General features: G+C 41.7%; 29 protein-coding genes and 1 riboswitch. Of the genes, 19 read left to right on the top strand and 10 right to left on the bottom strand.

Translation table 11 applies throughout. The annotated features are described in order from the left end of the window. Positions 1 to 154: 154 nt before the first annotated feature. The 9 genes from H7F25_RS18730 to H7F25_RS18770 all read left to right on the top strand — a co-directional run bounded on the left by H7F25_RS18730 (position 155) and on the right by H7F25_RS18770 (position 8,137). Positions 155 to 877 (top strand): ABC transporter ATP-binding protein, encoded by a 723-nt coding sequence (locus tag H7F25_RS18730; RefSeq protein WP_185854046.1) that lies wholly within the window; start codon positions 155 to 157, stop codon positions 875 to 877. Next, positions 870 to 2,291, top strand: a complete 1,422-nt coding sequence (gene skfF, locus H7F25_RS18735) for a sporulation killing factor system integral membrane protein (RefSeq protein WP_172881172.1) — start codon at positions 870 to 872, stop codon at positions 2,289 to 2,291. The genes H7F25_RS18730 and skfF overlap by 8 nt, the downstream gene beginning before the upstream one ends. 19 nt (positions 2,292 to 2,310) lie before the next feature. After that, positions 2,311 to 2,826 carry a HEAT repeat domain-containing protein gene (locus tag H7F25_RS18740; protein ID WP_122631571.1) on the top strand — a complete coding sequence of 172 codons (516 nt, stop codon included), beginning with the start codon at positions 2,311 to 2,313 and terminating at the stop codon, positions 2,824 to 2,826. A 157-nt stretch (positions 2,827 to 2,983) separates the two neighbouring features. Further along, positions 2,984 to 3,184 carry a hypothetical protein gene (locus tag H7F25_RS18745; protein ID WP_024427480.1) on the top strand — a complete coding sequence of 67 codons (201 nt, stop codon included), beginning with the start codon at positions 2,984 to 2,986 and terminating at the stop codon, positions 3,182 to 3,184. A gap of 140 nt (positions 3,185 to 3,324) precedes the next feature. Next, the gene (locus H7F25_RS18750) at positions 3,325 to 4,452 is read left to right on the top strand and encodes a DUF418 domain-containing protein (RefSeq protein WP_185854047.1); all 1,128 of its coding nucleotides are present in this window, start codon (positions 3,325 to 3,327) and stop codon (positions 4,450 to 4,452) included. Between the two features lie 168 nt (positions 4,453 to 4,620). Next, positions 4,621 to 4,992: a GntR family transcriptional regulator gene (locus tag H7F25_RS18755; protein WP_003217079.1), complete on the top strand. Its 372-nt coding sequence runs from the start codon at positions 4,621 to 4,623 to the stop codon at positions 4,990 to 4,992. 5 nt (positions 4,993 to 4,997) lie between these two features. After that, a complete protein-coding gene (locus tag H7F25_RS18760) occupies positions 4,998 to 5,873 on the top strand; it encodes an ABC transporter ATP-binding protein (protein WP_133744686.1) in 876 nt (291 codons plus the stop codon). Continuing rightward, a complete protein-coding gene (locus H7F25_RS18765) occupies positions 5,857 to 6,462 on the top strand; it encodes an ABC-2 transporter permease (RefSeq protein ID WP_185854048.1) in 606 nt (201 codons plus the stop codon). Before H7F25_RS18760 ends, H7F25_RS18765 begins: the two co-directional genes overlap by 17 nt. Before the next feature lie 286 nt (positions 6,463 to 6,748). Then, positions 6,749 to 8,137 (top strand): amino acid permease, encoded by a 1,389-nt coding sequence (locus H7F25_RS18770; RefSeq protein WP_034621697.1) that lies wholly within the window; start codon positions 6,749 to 6,751, stop codon positions 8,135 to 8,137. 39 nt (positions 8,138 to 8,176) lie between these two features. Here the strand turns inward: H7F25_RS18770 and H7F25_RS18775 are convergent, their stop codons facing one another. The 5 genes from H7F25_RS18775 to fabF all read right to left on the bottom strand — a co-directional run bounded on the left by H7F25_RS18775 (position 8,177) and on the right by fabF (position 15,068). Beyond that, entirely contained in the window at positions 8,177 to 9,058 is an 882-nt protein-coding gene (locus H7F25_RS18775) for a glycerophosphodiester phosphodiesterase (RefSeq protein ID WP_185854049.1), read from the bottom strand. A gap of 92 nt (positions 9,059 to 9,150) precedes the next feature. Further along, positions 9,151 to 10,485 (bottom strand): glycerol-3-phosphate transporter, encoded by a 1,335-nt coding sequence (gene glpT / locus H7F25_RS18780; protein ID WP_048238228.1) that lies wholly within the window; start codon positions 10,483 to 10,485, stop codon positions 9,151 to 9,153. 224 nt (positions 10,486 to 10,709) lie between these two features. Then, positions 10,710 to 11,480, bottom strand: a complete 771-nt coding sequence (locus H7F25_RS18785; RefSeq protein ID WP_024424429.1) for a SurA N-terminal domain-containing protein — start codon at positions 11,478 to 11,480, stop codon at positions 10,710 to 10,712. 152 nt (positions 11,481 to 11,632) lie between these two features. Further along, the gene (locus tag H7F25_RS19480; RefSeq protein WP_185854050.1) at positions 11,633 to 13,696 is read right to left on the bottom strand and encodes a thioredoxin domain-containing protein; all 2,064 of its coding nucleotides are present in this window, start codon (positions 13,694 to 13,696) and stop codon (positions 11,633 to 11,635) included. A gap of 139 nt (positions 13,697 to 13,835) precedes the next feature. Further along, entirely contained in the window at positions 13,836 to 15,068 is a 1,233-nt protein-coding gene (gene fabF, locus H7F25_RS18795; RefSeq protein WP_073203570.1) for a beta-ketoacyl-ACP synthase II, read from the bottom strand. Positions 15,069 to 15,171: 103 nt separating this feature from the next. On the opposite strand from fabF, the gene H7F25_RS18800 reads away from it, so the two are divergent. Beyond that, positions 15,172 to 16,008 (top strand): helix-turn-helix transcriptional regulator, encoded by an 837-nt coding sequence (locus H7F25_RS18800; RefSeq protein ID WP_151863103.1) that lies wholly within the window; start codon positions 15,172 to 15,174, stop codon positions 16,006 to 16,008. Between the two features lie 131 nt (positions 16,009 to 16,139). Here the strand turns inward: H7F25_RS18800 and H7F25_RS18805 are convergent, their stop codons facing one another. Then, complete coding sequence (locus H7F25_RS18805) at positions 16,140 to 16,748, bottom strand: transglutaminase-like domain-containing protein (protein WP_025092498.1); 609 nt, start codon at positions 16,746 to 16,748, stop codon at positions 16,140 to 16,142. Positions 16,749 to 16,788: 40 nt separating this feature from the next. Beyond that, the gene (locus tag H7F25_RS18810; RefSeq protein WP_073203579.1) at positions 16,789 to 17,295 is read right to left on the bottom strand and encodes a hypothetical protein; all 507 of its coding nucleotides are present in this window, start codon (positions 17,293 to 17,295) and stop codon (positions 16,789 to 16,791) included. A 183-nt stretch (positions 17,296 to 17,478) separates the two neighbouring features. Between H7F25_RS18810 and H7F25_RS18815 the strand changes: the two genes are divergently transcribed. The 7 genes from H7F25_RS18815 (at position 17,479) to H7F25_RS18845 (ending at position 21,555) form a co-directional block, all read left to right on the top strand. Next, a complete protein-coding gene (locus tag H7F25_RS18815; RefSeq protein ID WP_003217059.1) occupies positions 17,479 to 17,739 on the top strand; it encodes a metal-sensitive transcriptional regulator in 261 nt (86 codons plus the stop codon). 124 nt (positions 17,740 to 17,863) lie between these two features. Further along, complete coding sequence (locus tag H7F25_RS18820; RefSeq protein WP_149126054.1) at positions 17,864 to 18,346, top strand: DsrE/DsrF/DrsH-like family protein; 483 nt, start codon at positions 17,864 to 17,866, stop codon at positions 18,344 to 18,346. Between the two features lie 12 nt (positions 18,347 to 18,358). Beyond that, on the top strand, positions 18,359 to 18,712 hold the full coding sequence (locus H7F25_RS18825) for a rhodanese-like domain-containing protein (RefSeq protein WP_025092501.1): 354 nt from the start codon (positions 18,359 to 18,361) through the stop codon (positions 18,710 to 18,712). Positions 18,713 to 18,759: 47 nt separating this feature from the next. Further along, on the top strand, positions 18,760 to 19,314 hold the full coding sequence (locus H7F25_RS18830) for a sulfurtransferase TusA family protein (RefSeq protein WP_024424423.1): 555 nt from the start codon (positions 18,760 to 18,762) through the stop codon (positions 19,312 to 19,314). Positions 19,315 to 19,328: 14 nt separating this feature from the next. Further along, positions 19,329 to 20,456: an MBL fold metallo-hydrolase gene (locus H7F25_RS18835; RefSeq protein WP_149126053.1), complete on the top strand. Its 1,128-nt coding sequence runs from the start codon at positions 19,329 to 19,331 to the stop codon at positions 20,454 to 20,456. Between the two features lie 33 nt (positions 20,457 to 20,489). Further along, entirely contained in the window at positions 20,490 to 20,720 is a 231-nt protein-coding gene (locus tag H7F25_RS18840; protein ID WP_041106141.1) for a sulfurtransferase TusA family protein, read from the top strand. A 58-nt stretch (positions 20,721 to 20,778) separates the two neighbouring features. Continuing rightward, positions 20,779 to 21,555, top strand: a complete 777-nt coding sequence (locus H7F25_RS18845; protein WP_135033020.1) for a sulfite exporter TauE/SafE family protein — start codon at positions 20,779 to 20,781, stop codon at positions 21,553 to 21,555. A 35-nt stretch (positions 21,556 to 21,590) separates the two neighbouring features. On the opposite strand, the gene H7F25_RS18850 is transcribed toward H7F25_RS18845, so the two are convergent. Both H7F25_RS18850 and proS read right to left on the bottom strand, forming a co-directional pair. Continuing rightward, positions 21,591 to 21,767, bottom strand: a complete 177-nt coding sequence (locus H7F25_RS18850; RefSeq protein WP_162860209.1) for a hypothetical protein — start codon at positions 21,765 to 21,767, stop codon at positions 21,591 to 21,593. Between the two features lie 144 nt (positions 21,768 to 21,911). Then, complete coding sequence (proS, locus tag H7F25_RS18855) at positions 21,912 to 23,345, bottom strand: proline--tRNA ligase (RefSeq protein ID WP_151040762.1); 1,434 nt, start codon at positions 23,343 to 23,345, stop codon at positions 21,912 to 21,914. A 388-nt stretch (positions 23,346 to 23,733) separates the two neighbouring features. Then, positions 23,734 to 23,833, top strand: a riboswitch (purine riboswitch). Positions 23,834 to 23,910: 77 nt separating this feature from the next. Here proS and H7F25_RS18860 point away from each other — a divergent pair. After that, a complete protein-coding gene (locus H7F25_RS18860; protein WP_185854051.1) occupies positions 23,911 to 25,083 on the top strand; it encodes an MFS transporter in 1,173 nt (390 codons plus the stop codon). A gap of 53 nt (positions 25,084 to 25,136) precedes the next feature. Here H7F25_RS18860 and H7F25_RS18865 read toward each other — a convergent pair whose 3' ends face one another. Continuing rightward, positions 25,137 to 25,904, bottom strand: a complete 768-nt coding sequence (locus H7F25_RS18865) for a GNAT family N-acetyltransferase (protein WP_185854052.1) — start codon at positions 25,902 to 25,904, stop codon at positions 25,137 to 25,139. Positions 25,905 to 26,105: 201 nt separating this feature from the next. Between H7F25_RS18865 and H7F25_RS18870 the strand changes: the two genes are divergently transcribed. After that, complete coding sequence (locus tag H7F25_RS18870) at positions 26,106 to 26,564, top strand: MarR family transcriptional regulator (protein WP_024424416.1); 459 nt, start codon at positions 26,106 to 26,108, stop codon at positions 26,562 to 26,564. Positions 26,565 to 26,639 lie beyond the last annotated feature (75 nt).

Below are 26,639 nucleotides of genomic sequence, written 5' to 3' on the forward strand. Positions count from 1 at the left end.
GTATATAGAATAGATTATCTCATTCCTATTACCTTGTTATTCTCTATATGGTAATATTAGGTTAAGAGATTAGTGGGTCTATTGACATTCGTTTTTTGATTTTATGACACACTATAGATAAGCATACATCACTCTAATCAAAAGGAGAGATTTGATGCCATTCATGGAGGTTCAGAATGTAAGCAAACGATATAGCAATGGTGATGGGATAGAGGATCTTTCATTTTCCATCGAAGCAGGGGAGGTTGTGGCGCTGCTTGGGCCTAATGGTGCTGGGAAGACGACAACGATTCGATGTTTAACGGGTCTATATAAACCAGATGGAGGGGAAATTCTCATAGAGGGTTTCCCGCCTGGTCATGCCCATGTCCAAAAACAAGTAGCTCTTATTCCTGATCAGCCGTATTTGTATCCAGATTTAACGGCTGCTGAACATGTTCAATTCCGTGCTCGTGGATATCATAAAGGCTTAAAACAGATCAAGGAAAAGGTATATGAAGCGTTGAAAGAAGTACATATGGAAAAGAAGATGAATGAACTGTGTGGAAGGCTTTCAAGAGGCCAAAAGCAGCGTGTCGTCTTAGCAGGAGCCATTGTTCAAGATGCCTCCCTTTTTATATTAGATGAACCGACTGTCGGGTTAGATATTCCATCAAAACAGTGGCTGTCGGATTGGCTGAGGCAAAAAAGCAGTCAAGGTGGGTCGGTCTTTGTGTCGACTCATAGTCTGGAGTTTGTCCTTGATACGGCTAGCAGGGTTGTATTGATTCGAGACGGTGCCATCATGAAGAGTTTGGATGTTCCTCAAATAAAGGAAGAACAGGTTGAGTGGAGGGCAGAAGTTATTCAACTTTTGGGGGAGTGGTCAAGTGAATAACACACTCTCCCTTTTATGGATGAAATCTCAAAGGCGCTTGATCAGTAAAAATCAAGAAAAGAAAATGCCTTTTCTGATCTTACTTCTTTTCATAGCGGCAATTGGTTTTCAGCTAAGCGCAGTTTCAAGTATGGGTGATTGGGATACAAGTGCAGCAGGATGGATCATTGTCTGTTTGTTTGTTCTCTATACGGGGTTTGGCTTGTTTACAAATCGGCTGCCTAGTCAAATGAACGATATCATTTGGTTATATGGAAATGGCGCTTCTTTATGGACGGTTGTTATCAGTGTGTGGATGTATCACATTTTTTGGCGAGGGGCACTTCTTATTGTCTCTGCTGTGGCTGCGGATCTACTTCTGTTTTTTATGACGCATCAGTACCCGTTTCTGCTTGGAAAATCACTCATCCTGACAGGGCTGTTATGTTTGGTTGAAACTTGGATGATTGCGATGTCTTGTGCTAGAACCATTCGAGTATACAAGCGTTTGCTCTTAATCAGCTTTTTATTGATGTTTTGCTGCTTTGCAGTGCTCGCTTTGAATCAGTTGATGATGAAACAGCCTTCATTAATGAACATTGCTGATTCTTTGATGTTTCAAGCTGGGCGTATGATCGAAGAGTTCTCCATTCTTTCTGTCTTCATTTTTATTGGAGTGATGTTTCTATCTTTCATGATGATGTACAAGGCTAGTCATCGTTTAGAGATGAAGGAGTCTTTAGTCAAGGAAGCAGTATTTTGGGAGGAATTTGAGGGGAAACATATTCATTCAAGTCCAATCGTTCAAAAAAAGGGCAAGACATGGTGGGGACTTCCGGCATTAACGGGCAGCTGGGCTTTTCTGTGGATTGAATTATTGCTGATAAAAAAGTATATGATTTTCCATGTACTATCTACTATGCTGTTAATTGGTACTTACTATGTCGTCCTTACTTATTTTTCAGATTGGCTGAATCTATTCTTGATCGTCATCGCGGCATCCGTTCTTTTTAGTTCATATTATGCAGGGATTGTAAGACACGCACAAACAGGAGTGCTCTACCTTTTTCCAGGTGCTTTATATCAAAAAATCATTCTGTTAGAGGTGTTTCAAACCTTTTGGCTGTATGCTTTCTACTTGATTTCTCTTTATTTGGTTGAGATTCAGGATGTTTTGTATTGGACCTTATTTGGTGGAGAAGTTTATATATGGTTTTTGGCCATACGGCTCTTTGCCTTTATGCAGCCTCTGAGAAGAGAAAGGAGTTTTGCTTTGGCCGCCTATTATCGATCATTGCTATTTGCGTCTGTGATCAGTGCTATGGTCATGATTAGCATTCATCTCATCACTGATGGCTTGTTGACTACAATTGTATCCCTAGCGGCTGGGGCTGGATTTTATGTGCTTTGTTATCGATACCGTGCGGTTCATTAAAAAGAGGAGTTGATTGTAAATGAAACCAGAAAATAAGCTGTCTCAATCCGTTCAACAATTGGCCAATACAAATGAAGTAACGATCGTTCAAGCAATAGGAGATTTAAGAAAATATGGAAAAGATGCAGTGCCCGTCCTTGTTGAGGCTTTAAAAGAAAAAGGCTCTCTGCGGAACATTGCCGCAGCTGTACTTGGTGAATTTGGAGCAGATGCGGGGGACGCAGCAGAACCGCTAGCTCGGCTATTAGAAAGTGACGAAGAAGATACAAGAATGGCCGCTGCCATGTCACTCATGAGGATTGGGCAGCCTAGCTTGCCATTCCTTCTGGCACTGGCTAAACGTTATGAGGGACCTACTTGTTTCTGGGCATCATGGTGTATCTCTTGGATTGATCCATCAAAAATTGAAAAAAACATGTACGAGTGCTTAAAACAAGAACAAGAAAATCCAACAGGCAGCGTTACTCCTTTTGCTGCTGAGGAAGCATTAGGAAAAATCATCGCCTTTCAGTTAAAAGATAAGGGGGATGAATAGTGGGAACGCAGAAACTCAACTGGCCTGAGCATCTTCCTTGGATTTGCCCTTAAGATCAAAGGAGTTTTTAGGGTCATTGAATAGCTTGGAAAATGGGAGATACCGGCTGGTTAGAAAAACATTCATTTGGTTAGTAAGTATCAAGGAGGAGAGAGTGTTGTTTCAATCAAACAAAGAATTAAAAAGAAACGTCATTTTTTTCGCAGGTGTTGGAGCGGTTTTGCTGATTTTAATGATGCTGAAATGGTTGCCGATTTCTGCAGACTTGGAAATGGCGTTGATTTTATTCGGTTTGGGAATTTTGTTTTATTTGAAGCGTGTGCTGCGGGAAGAAGAAAGTCATAAGTATTTAGTATGATACCTAGAATATAGATTCTAGGTTTTTTTATTAAATTTACCTTAAAACACACTTTTTCACATGGGGATGGAAACCATTTTTTTAAAAGTGTGGTAGGATAAATATGCTTTATCTTTATATTGTCCGAAGGAGCTGTCGAGTTGAAGGGATCTAGGGTTGAGTTGATTGATAGTTTACGTGGTTTTAGTTTATTAGGTATTTTGATTGTGAATATGCTTAATTTTCAATATGATTATGATTTTGAGAAAATGTTTGATTCGAGTTTTTGGGGACAGGAATTCGGTGTATATGTGACGGAAATTTTGTTCCAAGGGTCTTTTTATCCGATCTTTTCCTTTTTGTTTGGGTATTCTTTTATCAAGCTGATTGAATCGACGAAGGCCAAGGGGCTGAATACGAATGCCATTGTCGTTCGCCGTGGTTTTGGTTTGATTGTGCTTGGGATGGTGCATTACATCTTTATTTGGAACGGTGACATTCTTCTCTATTATGGAGCTTGTACGTTTTTCCTAATGATGTTTATAAACAGTCGAATCAAAACAGTGTTTATATGGTCGGGTATTTTAGGTGCCTTATCATTAGTGATTTATCCATCTCTAATGAATTTTATTTACGGAAATTCTGATTTATTAACGAATGTATATGGGAATGGTACATATGGTGATATTGTATTGAGCCGGATTACAATTGAAGATGATATGGTAATCGTCTCCATCATTATGGCAATTGTAACACTTACTCTGACACCAATTTTAAGTCTTCTCTATGCTCCTATCATAATCGGTCCGTTTGCACTGCTTGGCATGGCGATCGGGAAAAAGGGTCATTTGACAGAAGAAGATCGAGGCATGGCTTATCGTAAAGGCTGGGTTTGGATGATTATCATCGGGCTCGTTTTAAAATGTGCGACGTTCATTGATGCTCCTTGGAGTGAATTGGTGATTACGCTGGGTGCCTATGTGCTGACGATTGGGTATATTCAAGCCTTTATTGTTTTCTACTATTCGAAGGCAGCCCAAGGTTTCAAACGCCTGCTTGCAGGGCTTGGCCGTTTGTCTCTCTCAAACTATTTGGCGCAGTCGATTATTTGTACAACGATTTTCTATTCTTATGGACTTGGTCTATTTGGACAATTGGGGTCAATGTTTGGGCTGCTGCTTGCTGTCGGACTGTACACAGCACAGCTGTTCATCAGCTATCTCTATTTGAAAAAATGGAGAAGAGGTCCTGTGGAGTGGCTTATGGGAAAATGGGTATATTGGAAATAAAGCATTTTGTTAAAGAACCGCATGGCTTAAGGGCTGTGCGGTTCTTTATTTTAAAAAAATAAGGAGAACATTTTTAAAATGGTTGAATATTCTTTCAGTGTGTATATAATGTATATATAGTGTATATACAATATTTTGTTCCAACTATCTGAAAAAAGAGGTTTTTATATGCAAATTACGATTTCAAACCATTCTAAGGAGCCTATCTATGAGCAAATTACGAATCAAATCAAATCGATGATTTTAACGGGTGAGCTTGCGGAAGGTGCAGCGCTGCCGTCTATTCGAAAACTGGCGAAGGATTTACAAATTAGCGTGATTACAACAAAGCGAGCGTATGAAGAGTTAGAGAAGGCGGGATTTATTTATTCAATTGTAGGCAAGGGATCATTTGTTGCGGAACAAAACTTAGAAGTGATGAGAGAGAAGAAATTGAAGGTGATCGAGGAACAGCTTGGAGCGGTTGTCACAAACGGGAAAGAATTAGGGTTATCTTTTGATGAATTGCAGCAGTTATTAAAATTCTTATATGAGGAGTGAGATGAGTGGAGCATGTGATTGAATTCAGAGGAGTATCGAAACGATTCAAGGATTTTTCCGTTCAGGATCTTGATTTACAGGTCAAGAAAGGCTTTGTCACAGGGTTTATTGGAGAGAATGGAGCGGGTAAGTCGACTACCATTAAAATGATCATGAATTTGTTAAAGCCCGATTCAGGTGACATCAAGGTTTTTGGATTGGATTATCATACTCATGAAAAAGAGATTAAGGAACGAATCGGATTTGTTTACGATGCCAATGTTTTTTTCCCAGGGTTGAATTTAAAGGACATCAAACGGATTGTGGCTCCTGCTTATAAACGTTGGGATGACCAGCTTTTTAATCAATATATTGAACAGTTTGGTCTGCCGCTGAATAAAGCGATCAAAACATTTTCAAAAGGGATGCAGATGAAGGCGTCACTTGCGATTGCGCTGTCGCATCATGCAGAGCTGATCATCATGGATGAACCAACTGCTGGTTTAGATCCGGTTTTTAGAAGAGAGCTGCTCAGCACGTTACAAGAATTGATGATTGATGGAAATCGGACGATCTTTTTCTCGACGCATGTGACGACTGATTTAGACCGGATTGCGGATTATATTGCGTTTATACAAAATGGAAGATTGGTCTTTCAACAGTCGATTCATGAAGTGGCAGAAAGTTATGCGCTTGTGAAAGGAAGCCTGGAGTTATTGGATCGAGACACAGAAAAGGCGTTTATCCATATTCAGCGTACATCAGCAGGTTTTGAAGCATTATCAGATCGAATTGATGAGGTGAAACTTATTTTTGGGGATGCTGTTGTGATTGAACCGGCGTCGCTTGAGGATATCATGTTTTATTTGAAAGGCGGGGCTGCGCATGTTTCATTTAATTAAGCGTGATGTGATTTTGCAAAAGAAGCAGTTACTTATTTTTATTCCGTTTATCTTATTTTTTATTTTCATGGATGTCCATCCAGTATTGACGTTTATAGTCGCTAGTGTCTTCGTTCCCTTTAACACATATGCGTATGATGAAAAGGCAGAAACGAATATTCTATTAAACTCCTTGCCCTATACACGTAAAGAAATTATCGCATCACGTTATCTTGGGGCCATTTTCTATATGAGTATTGCGATCGTGCTGACAAGTGCTACATTACTTGTGTTTGGGAAGCTGTTTTCGCTGTCAGATATTGCGATTGGCAGCGGGTTGTTTTTATTGTTCGCGGCGTGTACGTTTCCATTATTTTATATCTTAAAGCCTGGTTATATCACAACGGCAGTGATCATTGGCTTTATCGTATTATCAGCTATGGGACCGCCTGTTGTTCTCTATTTAGCAGAGCAATTTAGTGGGCTCACTAATTTTATTATGAATGTATCGATCCCAGTTTTATATACGGGCTCAGCTGTGCTGATTATGCTCTTCTACTTGTTGTCTTGGGGACTTTCTACTGTGATTTACCAGAGGAAAGTGTTTTAGGAAAGCAATTGCCGATGTTCCTATAAATTAACAGTTTGAGCTTAGAAGACCGTGTGAGCGGTCTTTTTTTGAAGATTTTTCTGGTTATTGATTATATCAATATAAAATAATTTGAACTTGATTTTATGTCAGAATATTTTGTTAATAGTGTTTTCCTCAAAAAAACAATTGTTTTTTAAGGGTAGATTTATTATGATAATATACATCGAAAGATTGATGTTTCTCAATCAGAATGAAAATTCTGATTTTTATTTTTTATGTTGTTTGTTGATGAGGGGGAAGAAAAGTGGCTCAAAAGGAACTAAAGAGAGGGTTAAGTGCCCGCCATATTCAAATGATCGCTCTTGGCGGCACAATCGGTGTTGGCTTATTTATGGGGTCAGCGAAGGCCATTCAGTGGACAGGTCCATCCGTTCTTCTAGCTTACGCAGTGTGTGGTATTTTTATCTTTTTTATTATGCGTGCGATGGGAGAAATGTTATATCTTGAGCCGAGTACAGGGTCATTTGCTACATTCGGGCATCAATATATTCATCCGCTTGCAGGGTATATGACGGCTTGGAGTAACTGGTTCCAGTGGGTCATTGTCGGAATGTCTGAAATTATTGCGGTTGGGGCTTATATGAAATATTGGTTCCCAGAGCTGCCTGCGTGGATTCCAGGATTAATTGCGATGATCATTTTAGGAGCGGCCAACTTGATTTCGGTTAAGTCGTTCGGTGAATTTGAATTTTGGTTTGCGATGATCAAAATTGTGACGATTATCTTGATGATTGTTGCAGGTTTAGGCATTATTTTCTTTGGATTTGGAAATGGCGGAACTCCTATTGGGCTGTCTAACCTTTGGGCGCATGGCGGGTTCTTTACAGGTGGGTTTAGCGGATTCCTGTTTGCATTGTCTCTAGTTATTGCTGCTTATCAAGGTGTCGAGCTCATTGGGATTACAGCGGGTGAGGCGCAAAATCCGCAAAAGACGCTGACAAATGCCATCAAAAGTATCATCTGGCGTATTTTGATTTTCTATATCGGTGCGATCTTTGTCATTGTGACGGTGTATCCTTGGGATCAGCTGAATACCCTTGGCAGTCCATTTGTAGCGACGTTTGCGAAGATCGGGATTACAGCAGCAGCTGGTATTATTAACTTTGTTGTCATTACAGCAGCGATGTCCGGCTGTAATAGTGGTATTTTCAGTGCGGGCCGTATGCTTTATACATTAGGTGTGAATGGTCAGGCACCTGCTTTCTTTACGAAAATTTCGAAGAACGGTGTACCGTATTTTGGGACATTCGCTGTGCTGATTGGTTTAGCGATAGGAGTGGTCCTGAATTATGTTTCTCCGCCAAATATTTTCGTCTATGTGTATAGTGCGAGCGTCCTTCCTGGGATGGTGCCTTGGTTTGTCATTTTGATTAGTCATATTGGCTTCAGAAAGGCAAAAGGGGCAGCACTTGATCAGCACCCGTTCAAGATGCCGCTAGCACCGTTTTCTAACTATCTTACAATCGGATTTTTATTAATGGTTCTTGTGTTTATGCTCATTAATCAGGATACGCGTATTTCTCTTATTGTAGCAATTGGGTTCTTGATTTTAGTGGCACTTAGCTTTTTTGTATTTGGGATTGGAAAACGGAAGCCGATTGAAACAGCTTCTTCTGATCAAACGGTGAAATAATCAAAGGCCTTGCGGGATGGACCGCAAGGCTTTTTTTATTTAGAGTGAAGCTTTTACACGGTTAAAGACATCTGGATAGTTGGTGAAAAGACCGGTGACGCCGTATTGCAGAAGACGTGTCATGTCTGCTTCGCTGTTTACCGTATATGGATGAAGGAGGAGTCCGTGGCTTCTGACCTGCTGGACGTTTTCAGGTGTTAATGCTCTAAAATTCGGTCCAACCCCTACAGCGTACGTTTTGATAAAGTCGAGCTGATCGTCTGTGATGGATGTCATTTGGTTTCTGTCTAATAGCTGTACTTTTGGCAGGCGTGGGGCTAATTTCTGAAGCTTTAGCAGGCTGTCTTGACTAAAGGATTGTATGATAACCTGCCCTTTTCTTGTGTGTTTCCCAAGAAGATGATGTTTCTTTAAGGCGGCCAATAGTTTTTCTTCCATTTGCGGATAAAGGTCTGGTTTTTTTGTTTCAATATAATAATTCTCTCGTTTGCCGAAATAGCGCAGCACCTCATCTAATGTAAGGACTCTCTGTCCGATATAGTTGGCATTTTGTCTGTCGGGATTGGCTTCGTTAAACCAGGTACCAGCATCAAGCTGTTTGATTTCAGCAAGTGTGAGGTCTTTGACCCAGCCTGTTCCGTTTGTGGTCCGGTCAACGGTTTCATCATGCATCACGATGAGATGTCCATCCTTTGTCATTTGAAGGTCGAGTTCGAGGTAATCTGCATTCATCTTTGTGGCGAGCTTGTAGGAAGCCAGGGTATGCTCTGGTGCATACCCTGATGCTCCGCGGTGTGCAACGGTTAAGATGCGATCTGGAGATAAAAGGTTTTCATGTGCCGATACGGTGGCCGGCACCCACACAAAAGACAGTAAAGCAAAAGAGAGCAACACGAAAGCAAGTAATCTACTTTTCTTCATATTTTATCCTCCTTTTACGGTAACTGCCTCCATCATAAGAAATAGATGTAAAGAGCATGTTGGGCGGATATGAATCTTTTATGTGATTTTCATTAAGCTTGCTCTACGCGCTTTCCTGTATTCCATGTCATCGCGAGGAAAACAATCGCAAGCACACAAGAACCAACCAGTAAAATGAAGCCTCCTGTCCAGTCATAGTGATCCACGACGACACCCATCATGGCATTGGCAAAGGCAGAGCCGCCAATGTATCCGAAGAAGCCTGTTAGTCCGGCAGCAGTGCCAGCCGCTTTTTTCGGAGCGAGATCAATGGCTTGAAGTCCAATGAGCATAACAGGTCCGTAAATCAAAAAGCCGATGCTGATAAGGGCAATGTTATCGACCATTGGATTGCCTGCAGGGTTTAACCAGTAAACAAGAACGGCAATTAACACCCCGGCCATAAAGAGGACGCCAGCTGGTGCGCGGCGGCTTCTAAAGAAGCGGTCACTGATCCAGCCGCACAATAATGTACCGGGAATGCCTGCATATTCATAAAGAAAATAAGACCAGCGTGAATGCTCTGGTGAAAAGCCTTTTGCTTCTGTTAAGTAGGTCGGCGCCCAGTCAACGACACCGTAACGGACAAAGTACACAAACACGTTGGCAATGGCGATATACCATAGGAATTTATTGTTGAGTACATATTTAAATAAAATCTCTTTCACTGTTAATTCTTTTTCTTGATCCTCATAGTTTTGTGCCGGATAGTCATTTCGATATTCCTCGATTGGCGGAAGACCAGTGGATTGCGGGGTATCCCGTACGAGAAGAATGATCACGAAGGAGACGATAATGGCAATGATGGCAGGGAAGAAAAAGATACTTTTCCACGTTGCAAACAGTACAATTCCTAATGTGATAAGCGGTGCAAGAATCCCCCCGCCGATATTGTGAGCGACGTTCCAAATGGACATTTTCGTACCACGTTCACTAACCGAAAACCAGTGCGCCATCGTACGCCCGCATGGCGGCCACCCCATGCCTTGAAACCAGCCGTTTAAGAACATGAATAAAAACATGATCCATACACTGGATGTGACCCATGGAAATGAGACAAATAGGATATTGATAAGAGCTGATAAAAAGAGTCCGGCAGCTAAAAAGTATCTGGGGTTACAGCGGTCTGAGATCATCCCCATGATGAATTTACTAAAGCCATAAGCAATGGATACGGCTGCGAGTACAAAGCCTAATTCACTTTTCGTGAACCCCTCTTCCTGTAGATATGGAATGGCAAAAGCGAAATTTTTGCGCAGCAAATAGTAGCCCGCATACCCGATAAAGATGCCTAGAAAGACTTGCAGCCGCAGCCGCTTATAGGTCTCGTCTGTTTTGGCATCATCAAGCCTGTCGATATGCGGAGCAGGTTTAAACCATTTGAACATAAAGATCCTCCTTTTGTAGATGTCCGATTGACTGAAGCAAAAGTACGAGAATGGCTTTTGATCCTGTACCTTTTCAGAGACAAAAGAATTGTTAGCGCTTTCTTTTGTACTCCCATCATATCGGATGAAAGAGACGTTTATGATGAGGCTTTTGTCATAAATTTGGAAAAATGGTTCGTGAAGTAACAAAAAAATCCGCACAATGGCGGATTTTTTCTTAGATGTTACAGAGACACATTAATTTTCGCAGATTTCTTTAGCTTTTCAATTTCTTTTTGTACTTCTTTCTGCTTTTCTTGAGATTCTAGCTGTTTTTTAATTTGTGATTTAACCTCTTTGTATTCTGGTGCTTTTTGCTTTTGTTTTTTCATTTGGTCTGCGTATTGGTCATAGTACGCTTTGACGTCTTTCTCAGAGACGGAGGCTGATTTGATTTCTTTGTCGACATATTGGCTGTACTTGATGCTGTCGGCAATGTCGCTTTTCAGCTGATCCAATGTAAGTCCGCTCTTTTTCAGTGCTTCTTCGAATTGAGCGTTGTCTTTAAACTGTTTCTTTTCTTCCTTTAGCTGCTTATCTACTTCTTTGTCAGAGGCTTTGAAGCCCTTCTTCTCAGCATCTTGCAGGATGAGCTCTTGGCCTACAAGCGCATCAATGGTTTGTTTCTTGACTGCTTTCTCGCCTTCTTTAGAAGTTGGGTCTTGCCCGGACTGCTGAAGCTGGCCTTGGATAGTAGATAAGGCGCTATTGTATTCACTGCCTGTGATTTTGTCTTTGTTGACGGTCGCAACGACCTTTTGATCATCGATTTTTTGTGCGTCTAATTTCTTTTGCATCTCTTCCATTTGCTTTTGCTGCTCTTTTTGATCAGCCTGTGTTGTTTCCTTGTTTTTGGCTGAATCGTTTTGCTTATCTTGTTTGGCATCGTTTGACGAGCAGGCTGCAAGCCCAACAGATAACAGACAAGCGATGAGTGTATATGATACCTTTTTCATCATTTTCTCTCCCTTCGGTATGAGAACATCTAGTGCGCATTCTAACCGTTTTAGAGGAAAAATAAAACCGTACAGACGATTTGTTAGCGGATTGACATGTTTTTTATCTGTTTGTCCTCATTTTGTCTTCTCATAGTCATCATATGACAAACTTAATCATGGAATAACTGTTCCATCACTTCATCGATTTGGGTGATCGGCTGGCGGCAGCTGTAGTTTTCGCAAATATACACGGTGGTGCTGCCGTCGATTGTTTTGTAATCTTTTGCAAATGGTGCGAGCTTGGCTAAGTCATTTCCTGTTTCGGCGGTCAAAATGATATCAAATGGCATAAATCGTTTCCGAATCGCCTGTAAAAGCCGTTCTTTTTCCGGATCTCCGTTTTTCCCAAGAATGATGATTTCTCTTTTTGCCGCATATTGACTCAAGAGCCCTTGCAGAAACGCTGTGTGTCCGCTTGGGTAGGAAGAGACATCGACATAAAAGGCTTTGAACATCTGTTCTAATGTTTTCAGCCAGTCTTGACGTCCAGTCATTCTGCTTAGCTTCAGAAGCTGGTGGAGTGCGGTGCTGTTACCAGAAGGCATGGCACCGTCGTACACTTCTTTTTCTCGAACGAGGAGCGCTTCCGCATCTGAACCTGAGAAGAAAAAGCCCCCTTTTCCCTTGTCCCAAAACAGCTCAAACATGTTCTCGGCAATGGCTTTGGCTTTTTCCAGCCAATCTAATTCAAAAGTCGCTTCGTATAAAGACATATACGCTTTTAGCATATGCGCATAATCCTCGATAAAGCCGAGATGCTTCACGTCACCTTCTCTGTAGCGGACCATCAGCCGCTCATGTTGAACAAGATGTGTTTCTAGAAAAGACATCGCCTGCTTCGCCATATGGATCGCTTCCTCTGCATCAAAGACCTTTCCTGCTTTGGCGAGAGCTGCGATCATCAGCGCATTCCAAGATGTAAGCACCTTGTCATCGACAAGCGGCGCGGGTCGCTGCTGTCTGACTGATTGTAAAATATGCCGGGCTTCTTGCAGCTTAGACTGAAGGGTTTTATCGTCGATCGAAAAAGAGGCCTTGATGTCCTCAAAAGAGGTGGAAATGGTATGAGGGATGTTTTCCCCTTCAAAGTTCCCCTCTTCTGTGATGTGATAGACTTCGCAAAATAAAGCGCCAAGCTCCTCCCCTAAATGGGTGATGATCTCATCTTTTGACCAGACGTAATATTGCCCTTCTTTCCCTTCGGAATCTGCATCTATCGCTGAATAAAAGGAGCCACTAGAATTCATCATATCTTGTTTAATAAATTGGATCAGGCGTTGGACGAGTTTTTCATACACAGGTTTTGAGGCGAGCTGATACGCTTCTGTGTAAGCTTCCATCAGCAAGGCATTATCATACAGCATTTTTTCAAAATGCGGCACAAGCCATTTTTCATCCGTCGAATAACGAGAAAAGCCCGACCCAATATGGTCGTATATACCGCCATTTGCCATTCCATCTAACGTTTTCGTGACTGCATACAGCGCATTCTCCTGCCCTGTCCATTCGTAATAGCGCATTAGAAATGAGAGCATATGAGGTGCAGGAAATTTTGGTGCGGAGCCGAATCCGCCATACAGCGTATCAAAGCTGCTCATGAGCTGATAATAGGCTTTGTGAACTGCCTCTTGAGACAGCGTGTTTTCTGTCTGCCCTGCTGCTTTAATCCGCAGATTATTTGTCGCTTTCTCTGCCAATGATTCAATATGATCTCGGTCGTTATGGTACGCATCCAGCAGTTGTGTCAGTGCCTCGATGAAGCCAGGACGCCCGTATGCATTTCTCTTTGGGAAATATGTCCCCGCATAAAAAGGCTTTTGATCCGGCGTGACAAACACGTTGAGCGGCCAGCCGCCTTGCCCCGTCATCATCTGACAAACAGACATATACATCGAGTCGATGTCTGGACGCTCCTCACGATCGACTTTGATGGAAATGAAATGCTCATTTAAGATGTCAGCGACTTGTTGATCTTCGAAGCTTTCGTGTGCCATGACGTGGCACCAGTGACAAGTGGCATAACCGATGCTGACAAGCACAGGTTTATTTTCACGTTTGGCTTTATCGAAAGCTTCTTGCCCCCACGGGTACCAGTGAACTGGGTTGTGGGCGTGCTGAAGGAGGTATGGTGATTTTTCATTGATGAGTGGGTTGGGTGTTTCGTTGTTTGACATGGGTCACCTGCTTTCTAAATGTTTTTAGTATTCTCTTTTCTCCATTTAATATATCAGATTGCTGAGGCTCGTCATCATTTGTCTGTGAGGTGTTCCCAAAATGAAAAAAATCAAGGGCTATAAACCCTTGATAGCTACATCAATCGTAATGCTTTAACAAGATGGCTGAATTATGTCCTCCAAAACCAAAAGAATTGGATAGCCCATATTTCAATGGAAGCTTTCTTGCTTCTAATACAACATCTAAGCTGCAATCTGGATCTTGATTCTCTACATTAATAGTGGGCGGAATCATACCTCGTCTCAAACTTTCCACTAAAGCAATTGCTTCTACTCCGCCGGCAGCACCAAACATGTGCCCAGTCATTGACTTGTTCGCCGTTGTTGGAATTTCACTTGAACGATCACCAAATAATTTCTTAATAGCTAGAACTTCTGAACGATCACCTACTTGTGTACTTGTTGCATGAGCACTAATAACATCGATGTCATCAGTTGATATATTTGCACTTTTCAATGCTTTTTTCATGGCTAAGTAGGCACCCTTACCTTCTGGGTGGGATGCTACCATATGATGAGCGTCTGAACTAGCTCCGTATCCCACTACTTCACATAGTATCGGCGCATCTCTAAGAATCGCGTTTTCTAATGATTCTAATACTAAGATACCTGCGCCTTCACTCATAACAAATCCATCTCTATCTGTGTCGAATGGACGGCTCGCTCGACTTGGGTCTTGGTTTCTAGTAGATAGTGCATGTGCGTTTCCAAAACTAGCCAAGGATATCTGTGAGACGGCAGCTTCTGCTCCTCCGGCAAATATAATATCTGCATCATCATTTCGGATCGCATTGAAAGCTTCGCCAATAGCGGTGTTCCCAATAGAACAAGCTGTGACTGGTGACAATGATGGTCCTTGTGCTCCTAATTTTATGCTGATTTGGGCCGCTGCTGCATTTGAAATCATCATGGGTACAAGGCTGGGGCTTACTCTTGAGGGACCTCGTTTATCTAATACATTGACATGATCAACAAGCGATTGGATTCCCCCGATTCCTGAACCAACATATACGCCTAAACGTTCAAGATCAACTTGATCTAACTGTAATTGCGAATTTTCTAATGCTTGTTCGGCTGCTGCTAAGGCAAACTGACTAAAACGGTCTAATCGTTTTGCTTCTTTTCTTCCCAATATTTCATCTGCATCGAAATCACGAACGATTCCAGCTATTTTTGTTTTATAATCAGTTGTATCAAAAGAATCAATGAGAGATATTCCCGATTGTCCTTTGATTAGTTGATTCCAAAAGCTATTTACATCATTTCCAAGTGGAGAAATAATTCCCATTCCAGTAATGACAACTCTTTTCATGATCATTCCCTCCTTGTTTTTATTAACTTTAGCCATTGTGTTATCCTATTACAAGTTGTTGTTTATCCTAGTATAATTAATAATATTTTAAAGGGAGATCTTCATGAAACCTGAAACAAGACTTCAAGCGTTATCAGAATTTCTAAAAAACCAACGTTCGAAAATTACGCCCCAAATGGTTGGTTTACCTGTAGGAACCCGCAGAAGAACACCAGGACTGAGAAGAGAAGAAGTGGCTCAACTAGCCGGTGTGAGTCTTACCTGGTATACATGGTTAGAGCAAGGGAGAGATATAAAAGTATCGACTTCGGTATTAGATGCGATTTCTCGTGCATTACAATTAAATAACGACGAAAGGAGATATTTGTACGCTTTAGCGTTAGAGGAAGGAGTGAAACAATCCTTTATCATTGAGAATGAGAAGGAAATCAGTCCGGCTTTAGTGAAAATTTTGCAGGAACTTCGTTATTGCCCGACGATTGTATCTGACAGAAGAAGTCAGATTGTTGGGTGGAATCAAGCAGCAGCTAACGTATTTTTGGACTTTGAACAAATCAATCCGGCAGAAAGGAATATCATACGCTTACTATTCGCAAGAAAGGAATTTAAAAGTTTAGCGGTGAATTGGGAGCATTTTGTTAGAGGATATATTGCCATATTTAGAACGTATTATGGCCAATATGTGGCAGATGACTGGTATGAGCAATTTATAGAAGAAATGGAGCAGGCATATCCCGAGTTTCGTAAAATTTGGAATGAAAATGAGATCAGCTATGCACCTGAAGTATTAATTGAATTTCGTCATGCTAAGGCAGGTAAAATGTTGTTTAATCTAACATCATTACAAGTGTATGGGGATACTGATCTAAGATGCAGCGTCTATACTCCAGTTGAGGATACTGAAACGGAGCTTAAGTTAAAACGTTTGATTGAAGGCTAGTTATCGTTTGGATGAAGTTATTGAGTGCATTTAATATAAAATAGATCCCAAGCCATCAGTGACAAGAGGCATAACCGATGCTAACGGTTTATTTTCACGTTTGGCTTTGTCGAAGGTTCTAGGCCCCAAGCCTATATCTTTTCTGGTAAATGGTGTTGATACATCTCAATAGCATCTGTATGTTCTTTTAAAATACTCATTGTTTTTGGATGGGGTCTTACATATATCAAAGGATAGTCGACTTCATCTAATTCTTGTTGGGTATGAAAAGCTAATCTTTCATGATCCAGTGAGAATTGAGCATCAATTCCTGTTTTGTTGCCGCGAGAGTCTAATCGAATCCATTTATTAAGTGATTGCAGAAATACTGCATTTAATGCGTGAATACAATATCCTTTATCTGGCGTATCGAACAACATTAATCGCTGGTAACAGAAACCTGTGGGTATTCCTTGTGAGCGCAATAGAGCAGCTAATAGGTTCGATTTTGCGTAGCAAATTCCCTCTTTATAAGTTAATACCTCTGATGCATGACAAGTCACTCGTTTTGATTGGATATCCCATGTATGGGGAATTTCATCTCTAACAAACTCATAGGCTGCTTTTGCTTTTTCTATTTCTGTCTGCAATGGATTGAAAAGTTCATTTGATTTTGCTCGAATAAGAGGATGAGAATAATCAACTTCAGCTAGTTCACATAAATAATCATCAAAATTTTTAGATTCACATGTCAAGTTCATGATAATGTCCCCTTTTCTCTATACTTTTACCGCAGGAGGTCTATTTCTTCACCAACACATATTGTAAGTTTTCTAATTCAAACATATCAATCAGTTCATCGATCTCTTTAAAATCGATATGTTTTCCAAACCGTTTTTTGCTTAGGTCAATTTCTACGTCCAATTGATCATCCTTTTCTTTCGTTTCGAGTCCATCTACACAAGAATAGATTTCGATGGTTTCTCCTTTTGACAGCTCTTTTTCAATGAATTTAAAAAGTGCACGAAGAGAATGAATGATGTCTAATTCATAAACAAAAGGATGCGTGAATTTGTTTCTTACCGCTTCATAGACGGGATCTAGATAATCAATGTGAATGCCTTCGAAATCCTCTTCTGTTTCAAATACTTCTATCAAAAGTTCTTCTTTTTGATAGGTTTTTGGCTTTTTTTGTTTTTTATCAAACATGTTGATATTGAGTTCAGAGAACGGTTTATAGGTAGGATTTTGACCAATGGTACCAAGCGGCAGTTCTTTGTTTGATCCAATATAATGATGTAAAGTCATGGGCTGTCCTCTTTTCTTCAATGATTTCTCGTTCGTTGATTATTTTCTTTTTATCAATAAATGGTGGAATGTGCAATTCTTTTCACATACGTTCTCTACAAAAGAGAAGAGCAAGTCGTTTGACTAAATACCTCTTAGGGTATACTATCTGTTCATAGAAACAATAGAAAGGGGCACTTGTGAATGGAATATAATCAACAGATGAAGAACCGTCTTCGCCGGATTGAGGGGCAGATTAAAGGGGTTCTTGCGATGATGGAGCAGGGAAAGGATTGCCGCGAGGTGGTGACGCAGCTGTCTGCATCACGCAATGCCATTGATCGTGCAATGGGTGTGATTGTGAGTACAAATCTTGAACAATGTGTCCGTGAAAGCCTTGAACAAGGCAAGGATACGGAGGGGCTTGTGAAAGAAGCGGTTGAGCTATTGGTGAAAAGCCGGTAAGAAATTCTTCAGCCTTTGAAGGTTGACGGATTTTTTTACTTGTTATAATATACCCTTACCGGTATGTGTATATATTTTTTATTTTTTTGTATACCCCCATGGGTAATTGTGAAGGAGGAGCAAGATGGCAGAACAGAAAAAACGCACGACGATTGTGCTATTTAGTGGAGATTATGATAAAGCGATGGCGGCTTACATTATTGCCAATGGTGCAGCAGCCTATGATCATGAGGTGACGATTTTTCATACCTTTTGGGGGCTGAATGCCTTGCGCAAGGATGAGTTGGTGCCAATGAAAAAGGGTTTTTTAGAAAAAATGTTTGGTAAGATGATGCCGCGTGGGGCTGATCGAATGGGCATTTCAAAGATGAATTTTGCTGGAATGGGCCCAAAAATGATTAAGCACGTGATCAAAAAGCACAATGCCATGACCTTGCCGCAGCTCATTGATATGGCGAAGGAACAGGAGATCAACCTCGTAGCATGTACAATGACGATGGACCTTTTAGGGCTGCAGGAGAAAGAATTATTAGATGATATTCAATATGCTGGTGTCGCCGCTTATTTAGCAGAGGCTGAAATTGGGAATGTGAATTTATTTATTTAGTGAGGTGATGAGATGATTCAAACGATTTTGTTCATCCTGGTGATTGGCTTACTTGTGAGCCGTTTCCTGCCGGTTCGAGGTGTGAACCAAATGGATGCAGCTGATATGAAGAAAAAACTGAAAAACCAAGGTCAACAGCTCATTGACGTACGATCTCCAGTAGAATTTCAAACAAACCATATTAAAGGGTTTCGAAACATTCCTTTACCTCAGTTAAAAGAACGAGCTTCTCAGCTTGAGAAAAATGAAGAGATCTACGTGATATGCCAAAGCGGAATGAGAAGTATGCAGGCAGCGAAAATATTGAAGAAGCAAGGATTTACTCATATTACAAACATCAAGGGTGGTATGAATGCTTGGCATTAAGCACGCATAAAAATATACCCCCACCCCTATATAAAGGAGGATATCACATGCAGCAACCAACAGTCATTTTAGATGCAAAAGGATTGGCATGCCCGATGCCGATTGTGAAAACAAAAAAACAAATGAATGAGCTTTTGCCAGGAGATGTACTTGAAGTGCAAGCTACCGATAAAGGATCAGCAGCGGATTTAGCGGCTTGGTCAAAAAGTGCCGGCCATGAGTTTTTAGGAACAAAAGTAGAAGGACAGGTGCTTCATCATTTGATTCGTAAAGGCGGAGCGCAAGAGGAAGAGCCTATGATTTCGGAAATATCTTTGAATGCCTTTCAACAGAAGGTAAAAGAAGATCAATCTCTGTTTATTTTGGATGTACGAGAGCTGGATGAATACGAAGCGGGGCATATCCCAGGAGCTGTTCATATCCCGCTTGGTGAGGTGGAAGATCGTGCAGAGGAGTTAACAAGAGAATCGGACATTTATCTCATCTGTCATTCAGGCAGAAGAAGTGAATTAGCTGCGCAAAAGCTAAAAGAGAAAGGATTTCAACAATTAATCAATGTGGTGCCAGGCATGAATAGCTGGACAGGAGCCATTGAAAAATAGGAGCTGAATAAAACATGACGGTAAAAGCCATGACTGCAGAGCAGTTAACAAAAAAGATCGTGGGCAAAGAGCCGCTCTTTTTGCTAGATGTGCGAAATCAAGCAGATGTGCAGGACTGGAAGATTGAAGGGGAAGCAATCGTTGATTTGAATGTGCCTTATTTTGATCTGCTTGACGGAGTAGAGGACCTTTTACAGCACATTCCTAGTGACCGTGAAGTATTGGTGGTTTGTGCTAAGGAAGGTTCCTCTATCCTGGTGGCGGAGATGCTTTCAGAGGCTGGCGTGCCTGTTCATTATTTGCAGGGCGGCATGAAGGCATGGAGTGAGCATCTAGAGCCAGTGAAAATAGGTGATTTAAGCGGCGGAGGAGAGCTGTATCAATTTGTACGAATGGGCAAAGGGTGTCTGTCCTATATGATCGTGTCCAATGGAGAAGCCGCGGTTGTAGATGCAGCTCGAATGACGGAGATCTATATCGATTTTGCGAAAAAGCATGATGTCTCTGTGACGCATGTGTTGGATACTCACCTTCATGCAGATCATATTTCTGGTGGGAAAAAGTTGGCTGAACAAACGGGTGCCACCTACTGGCTGCCGCCAAAAGATGCAGAAGAGGTAACCTTTGAATATGAACGTCTTGAAGAAGGACAGCGGATAACGATTGGAGCAGCTTCTATTGATATTCAACCCATTTATTCCCCGGGACATACGATCGGCTCAACATCTTTTATCGTAGACAATCAATATCTTCTTTCAGGTGATATTTTGTTTATTGATTCAATTGGAAGACCTGATCTTGCTGGAATGGCGGAGGACTGGGTAGATGATTTGAGAGAGACGCTTTATGAACGGTATATGGTGTTTTCAAAGGAATACATCGTTCTGCCTGCGCACTTCATGACCATCGAAGAAATGAATGAAGACGGCAGTGTTTGGAAGGAGCTCGGCTCACTTTTAAAAGAAAATCATGGGCTCCATATTGAAGATCAACATGTGTTTAGAAAGATGGTGACGGAAGGTCTGCCTGCACAGCCGCATGCCTTTCAAGAGATTCGTCAAGCCAATATGGGGAAGCTGAACCCAGATGTGGAAGCGCAGCGTGAAATGGAAATGGGTCCAAACCGTTGTGCGATTCGGTAATGTCCAATAAAATAAGAGAAGAGGAACAATCAAATGACATCAGATCAAATTTTAGACGTAACAGGGCTCGCATGCCCAATGCCGATTATTCGAACGAAGAAAAAAATGAACGACTTGGCGGAAGGTCAAGTTTTAGAAATACATGCAACAGATAAAGGGGCTAAAGCTGACTTGGCCGCATGGGCGAAGTCAAGCGGACATGAATTGATCACGCAGACAGAAGAAGGTCACGTGCTGAAGTTCTGGATGAGAAAAGGGTCCTAAAGGATGTAGGGGTATCTGCTGAAGATCCCCTTTTCCTTTTGCAAAGGAGGAGACCAGCGTGGATTTTGCATTTTTGATTACTCTTTTTATCATCGGATGTATTGGTTCCTTCTTATCAGGAATGGTGGGGATCGGTGGATCTGTGATCAACTATCCCATGCTGCTTTATATCCCGCCTCTTCTCGGTGTGATGGCACTATCAGCACACGAGGTATCAGGGATTGGCGCCATTCAAGTACTTTTTTCGACGCTGGGTGGTGTACTTGCTTATCGGAAAAGCGGATTTTTACATCGCTCGCTGATTTTATATATGGGAAGCAGTATATTGGCGGGCAGCTTATTAGGCAGTTATGTATCACATTTTATGCCGGAGAAAGGGATGAACCTCGTCTATGGATTACTCGCCATTGTGGCGGTAATTCTCATGCTGATTCCGAAAAAAGGGCAGCGTGCAGACGCAGAGGGAGAAGTCACTTTTCATAAAGGGCTGGCATCAGCTATTGCCTTTGTGATTGGCAGTGTTTCCGGGGTATTAGGTGCAGGCGGAGCATTTATTTTAGTGCCTGTGATGCTGTCTATTTTAAAAATTCCTGTACGGATGACGATTGCGTCGTCACTTGCAATTACGTTTCTTTCTGCGATAGGCGCATCGACTGGAAAGGTATTGACGGGTCAGGTCATGCTTCTTCCTGCTGTTGTGCTGATGGCGGCAAGTTTGATGGCAGCTCCGATTGGTGCGAAGGTCGGTCAGAAAATCAACGCCGTCTACTTGCAATGGGCACTTGCTGTGATGATTACGGCGACAGCGGTCAAAATTTGGCTGGATATTTTATAAAGAAAAGACCAACAAAGCAAACATGTTGGTCTTTTTTATTGGACGTCATCGTGCTCAATATACGTTTCTAGTGCTGGGTGGTACTCTTTTTGATAATGAAGGTTGGGACATGTTTTCACGACTTTGCCTTGCAGGGCATTGGACTTTGAGACTTCTAATGCTGATTTACATTTAGGACAGCGTTCGGCAAAGAATGAGGGCCAGCGTTTCATGTATCACCACTCCAGTTAAAGTCTTAAAAACCGATTATATTAATATGAATTATAGGGGATCATGCAGGTGAGGTCAATGGGTGTTTGGGTCTTTTTAACAAAAAAAGAAGCATCATGAGAGATGCTTCTTTATCGTTCATATTCTTAATAGGCTTTCGCCCAGAACACCATATCAGATGCAGGCTTTCCGCAGCAGACACATGTGTCAGAAATGGTTTCCTGTTCGAATGGAATACAGCGTGAGGTCGCACCTGTTCTTTCCTTAATGTCGTTTTCACAGGCTTCATCACCGCACCACATGGCTTTAATCAATCGGTTTTCTTCCGCAAGAATTTGCTCGATGTCTTCGATTGTGTGGGCGTGTGATGTCTTTTCATGTAATCGTTCCTTCGCTTTTTCGTACATCGTCCGCTGGATGTCTTCAAGCGTTGCTGTGATGGTTTGTTCAAGGGCATCTAACGTGACAGCTTGCTTTTCACCAGTGTCTCGTCTTGCAAGCATCACCTGTCCTTTTTCGATGTCCTTTGGTCCTACTTCTACACGTAGCGGAATACCTTGCATTTCACACTCGTTGAATTTCCAGCCTGGCTGTTTATCGCTTGCGTCGATGTCAGCACGTGCGATACGGGCGAGGCGATCCTTCAATTCGTAGGCATGATCCAGCACCCCTTCTTTATGAGAAGCGATTGGCACGATACGCACTTGGGTTGGCGCAATATTTGGCGGGAGGACAAGCCCTCTGTCATCGCCATGAACCATGATCATAGCGCCAATGATTCTTGTTGTGAAACCCCAAGAGGTTTGCTGGACATGCTCTAGTTTTCCTTCACGGTTTAAGAATTCGATGCCAAATGCTTTGGCAAATCCGTTCCCGAAGAAATGAGAAGTGGCAGTTTGCAGCGCTTTTCCATCATGCATCAAGCTTTCAACCGTATAGGTGAAGCGGGCGCCGGCGAATTTTTCCTTCTCTGTTTTTCTCCCTTTAATGACAGGAATGGCAAGGAGATCTTCGCAAAGAGAAGCGTAAATGTGAAGCATTCTTTCTGTTTCTTCAATCGCTTCTTGCTCAGTCTCATGGCACGTGTGCCCTTCCTGCCATAGAAATTCAAGGGTTCTGAGGAAGGGACGTGTTGTCTTTTCCCAGCGGACGACATTGGCCCATTGGTTATATAGCTTCGGTAAATCGCGGTAGGAATGAATAATGTTTTTGTAATGCTCAGCGAACAGCACTTCAGAGGTCGGTCTGACGCAGAGCCTTTCTTGTAATTCGGATTCACCGCCGTGTGTCACCCACGCCACTTCAGGAGCAAAGCCTTCAATATGATCTTTTTCCTGCTGAAGCAGGCTCTCTGGGATAAAGAGGGGCATATAGACATTCTCATGACCCGTTTCTTTAATCTGGCGGTCAAGTTCGTCGCGAATATTCTCCCAAATTTTAAAGCCGTACGGCTGAATGATCATACTGCCTCTTACGCTTGAATAATCGACGAGCCGCGCCTTTGTGACAACATCTGTATACCACTGGGCAAAGTCGTCTTCCATGCTTGTAATTTTCTCAACAAATTGTTTCTTTGACATTGCAGGTTCCTCCTTTTTAAAAAACAAAAAAGCTGTACTTTAAGTTAGGGACCATTCCTGGTGGTACCACCCTAATTTAAAGCACAGCTTTACACTCAATCATGATAACGGTATGAACCGCTGTATGAAACAGAACTAAATCGGCAGGTTCACTTGAAGATGTCAGTAGGAACTTCTCAGCACCGTTCCCTCTCTGTTAAAGATCGATTCAAGCTACTATTCCAGATCTACGTTGATCCTTGCTCGTTGATTTTTCATCAGTTTACCTGTAAACGGAGGAGAAAGCAAGTTGTTCTGATTCCTTTTACGGCGCCTTTTGTTTAGGTAACAGAATGGCAGTATTTTTCTATTTTTACAGCTTGCGAGTTATGTAAGGCTATGCTAATATATTTGAAGAAAAAAATAGACTTGTATAACCTCAATAATATGGTTTGAGGGTTTCTACCAGGATCCGATAAATCCTGATTACAAAAGCGCGCTTTCCTTTTTTGTAATCAGGGTTTTTTTGTTTGTCTGCACCCTGTATCAAAAGTGAAAGCGATGATATACAGAAGGGATGTTAGACATGAACTGGAGAGTATATTTATTAGCCGTTTCTACTTTTGCGGTTGGATTAGTTGAGCTTGTGGTCGGGGGCATTCTGCCAAGTCTTGCAGAGGATTTGAATGTGTCACTTGCAACAGCCGGACAGCTCATTACGGTATTTGCGATTGTGTATGCCATTTCAGCACCCGTGCTGCTGACCGCTACAGCCAAAATCGAACGAAAGCGCCTTTATTTAATCGCTTTATTGGTGTTTACATTAGGGAATGTGTTCACTTATTTTAGTTCGACCTTTGCCCTTGTCATGATATCAAGGGTGTTGATTGCGATGAGTACAGCGCTTGTTGTGGTGCTATCTTTGACGATTACCGCCAAATTAGTGGAACCAGCGCATCGTGCGAAGGCTTTAGGGCTGATCTTTATAGGAATTAGCTCCTCACTTGTTCTCGGTGTACCGATCGGTATTTTTATTACAGAGAGCTTTGGCTGGAGAGTGATGTTTTTAGGAATCAGTATTCTTTCTGCCATATCGATGGTGCTGATCTATTTTCTATTGGAAAAAATGCCTGTTGAAAAAGTGACGCCTCTTAAAGAGCAGATTCGTTCTTTAGGACATCCGAAAATTTTTAGTGCACACTTGATCAGTTTGTTTATGCTTGCAGGCCATTATATGCTTTATTCTTATTTCACTCCATTTCTGATGGAAGTTCTGCATATGACCCCGTTTTGGATTAGTATTTGTTATTTAATCTTCGGACTTGCGTCGATAGGCGGGAATGGATTTGGCGGCTGGCTGAGTGACAAACTGGGTTCAGGGAAAGCCATTTTGCTTGTGACAATCGCGTTTGCGGTTGTCATGTTTACCATTCCTTATACAGCGGGGGTGTTCGCGCTCTTTATGGTGATGGTTGTCCTTTGGGGTGCGCTCAGCTGGGCACTGACGCCTGCTTTGCAGAGTTATTTGATTCAAACAGATCCTGTTACGTCTGATATTCAGCAAAGTTTAAATACTTCGGCATTGCAAATCGGCATTTCGATTGGATCAGCGGTTGGCGGAGTCATGTTTACGATGACCGGTTCATCTGTTGATCTGGCTAAATTCGGTGCTGTGTTTGTACTGATTGCCTTTAGCTGTGCGGTGATTTCGCTGAAGAGACCGCCGCTTTCTATGGATCGTCAGCATCATGCTGAATAGCTGCCTATCTTTAGGCAGCTTTTTTATGTTCATTTAAAAGGGAAAGTACCTTTCTATTCAAAGACGGCCATTTCGCCGATTGGTTGGAAGCCGGCACGTTGATAAATGTTTTTGCCGTCAGCTGAAGCTTGTAGGATGACACACTTTTGTTTATTCTCTGTCTGGGTCAGAAGATAATGGAACATTTCACTGCCAAGTCCTTTGCCGCGGTGTTCTGCCCTTGTCATGACATCGTAAATACCGTAGCTGGCGTTTGTCTCGAATAATAAGCCTGTTGTGACCGGCTTGTGGTGTTCATACCCCACGAACATGCGAGCTTTTGAGTGCAATGCTTCAATCGAAAAACGCTGGAAATAGTCTTCTAAGGCGGCGGCCTCAGTCGATCCTTTGAATAGTTCAATAAAGATATGTTTGTAATCAAATAGTGTCTGCTCATCAAGTACTTCCTTGATTGTAAGTGATGAGGATGTGACTGGATCAATGTCACCTGTATGCTCAAGCATCATGATGGTATTGCGTTCGACCTCTTGAAGCTGATATTCCTTTAATAAATCAGCCCAATCAGGATGGAGTAAACGGTGATCGACCCATGTGCTGAAGATGAGTTTCTGTGACCGCATGTGTTCAATGGCTGCTTTCACTTTATTTGGATCTTGGATTTGAGCTGATGTTGGTAAGAGCAAATTGAACGTGTCAGTCGATATATGAGTATTTGATAGAACGAAATCGTCCGATGCAAGGAAGGCTCCGTTCACAGCAGAGGAAAACAGATGTATCTTTTCTTCTAACTGGTGAATGGCCATTTGTTGTTCAGGATTCATTTAGATCACCTTTTCATTATGATAAATTGGATGACATCCCCATGATTATAGCATGTGACAGGATGAGGAGAATCTAGTAAAAAAGTGCATATGCAATTTTCAGGTCTGATGTCCTATTATTTTACTCACATCGACATTTCTTTTGACTCCTTTCTTCATTATTAGTACCATTTTATTAACCAGTTAAGAGTGGAGGTTCAGATGGAAACAAAAGAGCAGATTGTATTAAAAGCGATTCAAGATCTGATTATGCATAGGGAAAAGAGACGGAATGATCCAACAGATCCACTGATTACCACGACTGATACACTCAAACAAGAATGGACACTCACACAGCTTCACATTTTATCGATGATTCAAGCCAATCCAAACGAATCAAACAATACATTTCTATCTCAACAGTTAAAACTATCAAAGCCAGCTATTACAAAGGCTGTGAAAAAACTAATTGAAAAAGGCATGGTGGACTATTGCCACCGGCAAGGTGATAAGAAATCTGTCTATTATTCTTTGACAGAGGAAGGCAAGCAATTGGCGGCGCTGCATGATGAACTACATGATAAAGCAGTCACGTCCTATTTAGAATTTCTCCACCAGTTTCATGAAGATGAATTACAAGTGATTGAGCGTTTCTTAAAGGCTTGGAAAGAAAAGATATAGTTAAAAAACCGAAACCATCGCACAAAGGGAGATGATGGTTTCGGTTTTTTATGGTAAAATTAACATATATTGACA

Source organism: Bacillus sp. PAMC28571 (genome assembly GCF_014250435.1).
In the GTDB taxonomy this organism is placed as follows: Bacteria; Bacillota; Bacilli; order Bacillales; family Bacillaceae; genus Bacillus; species Bacillus safensis.

Bases quoted from the DNA above. Each gene is read 5' to 3' on its own strand.
- H7F25_RS18850 (WP_162860209.1), bottom strand. From the start codon at position 21,767: ATGAAACGCTGGCCCTCATTCTTTGCCGAACGCTGTCCTAAATGTAAA.
- H7F25_RS18740 (WP_122631571.1), top strand. From the start codon at position 2,311: ATGAAACCAGAAAATAAGCTGTCTCAATCCGTTCAACAATTGGCCAAT.
- glpT (WP_048238228.1), bottom strand. From the start codon at position 10,485: ATGTTCAAATGGTTTAAACCTGCTCCGCATATCGACAGGCTTGATGAT.
- H7F25_RS18835 (WP_149126053.1), top strand. From the start codon at position 19,329: ATGACGGTAAAAGCCATGACTGCAGAGCAGTTAACAAAAAAGATCGTG.
- H7F25_RS18865 (WP_185854052.1), bottom strand. From the start codon at position 25,904: ATGAATCCTGAACAACAAATGGCCATTCACCAGTTAGAAGAAAAGATA.
- H7F25_RS18785 (WP_024424429.1), bottom strand. From the start codon at position 11,480: ATGAAAAAGGTATCATATACACTCATCGCTTGTCTGTTATCTGTTGGG.
- H7F25_RS18810 (WP_073203579.1), bottom strand. From the start codon at position 17,295: ATGACTTTACATCATTATATTGGATCAAACAAAGAACTGCCGCTTGGT.
- H7F25_RS18730 (WP_185854046.1), top strand. From the start codon at position 155: ATGCCATTCATGGAGGTTCAGAATGTAAGCAAACGATATAGCAATGGT.
- H7F25_RS18830 (WP_024424423.1), top strand. From the start codon at position 18,760: ATGCAGCAACCAACAGTCATTTTAGATGCAAAAGGATTGGCATGCCCG.
- H7F25_RS18800 (WP_151863103.1), top strand. From the start codon at position 15,172: ATGAAACCTGAAACAAGACTTCAAGCGTTATCAGAATTTCTAAAAAAC.
- H7F25_RS18815 (WP_003217059.1), top strand. From the start codon at position 17,479: ATGGAATATAATCAACAGATGAAGAACCGTCTTCGCCGGATTGAGGGG.
- H7F25_RS18765 (WP_185854048.1), top strand. From the start codon at position 5,857: ATGTTTCATTTAATTAAGCGTGATGTGATTTTGCAAAAGAAGCAGTTA.
- H7F25_RS18820 (WP_149126054.1), top strand. From the start codon at position 17,864: ATGGCAGAACAGAAAAAACGCACGACGATTGTGCTATTTAGTGGAGAT.
- H7F25_RS18775 (WP_185854049.1), bottom strand. From the start codon at position 9,058: ATGAAGAAAAGTAGATTACTTGCTTTCGTGTTGCTCTCTTTTGCTTTA.
- H7F25_RS18860 (WP_185854051.1), top strand. From the start codon at position 23,911: ATGAACTGGAGAGTATATTTATTAGCCGTTTCTACTTTTGCGGTTGGA.
- proS (WP_151040762.1), bottom strand. From the start codon at position 23,345: ATGTCAAAGAAACAATTTGTTGAGAAAATTACAAGCATGGAAGACGAC.
- H7F25_RS19480 (WP_185854050.1), bottom strand. From the start codon at position 13,696: ATGTCAAACAACGAAACACCCAACCCACTCATCAATGAAAAATCACCA.
- H7F25_RS18825 (WP_025092501.1), top strand. From the start codon at position 18,359: ATGATTCAAACGATTTTGTTCATCCTGGTGATTGGCTTACTTGTGAGC.
- H7F25_RS18755 (WP_003217079.1), top strand. From the start codon at position 4,621: ATGCAAATTACGATTTCAAACCATTCTAAGGAGCCTATCTATGAGCAA.
- H7F25_RS18840 (WP_041106141.1), top strand. From the start codon at position 20,490: ATGACATCAGATCAAATTTTAGACGTAACAGGGCTCGCATGCCCAATG.
- fabF (WP_073203570.1), bottom strand. From the start codon at position 15,068: ATGAAAAGAGTTGTCATTACTGGAATGGGAATTATTTCTCCACTTGGA.
- H7F25_RS18805 (WP_025092498.1), bottom strand. From the start codon at position 16,748: ATGAACTTGACATGTGAATCTAAAAATTTTGATGATTATTTATGTGAA.
- H7F25_RS18870 (WP_024424416.1), top strand. From the start codon at position 26,106: ATGGAAACAAAAGAGCAGATTGTATTAAAAGCGATTCAAGATCTGATT.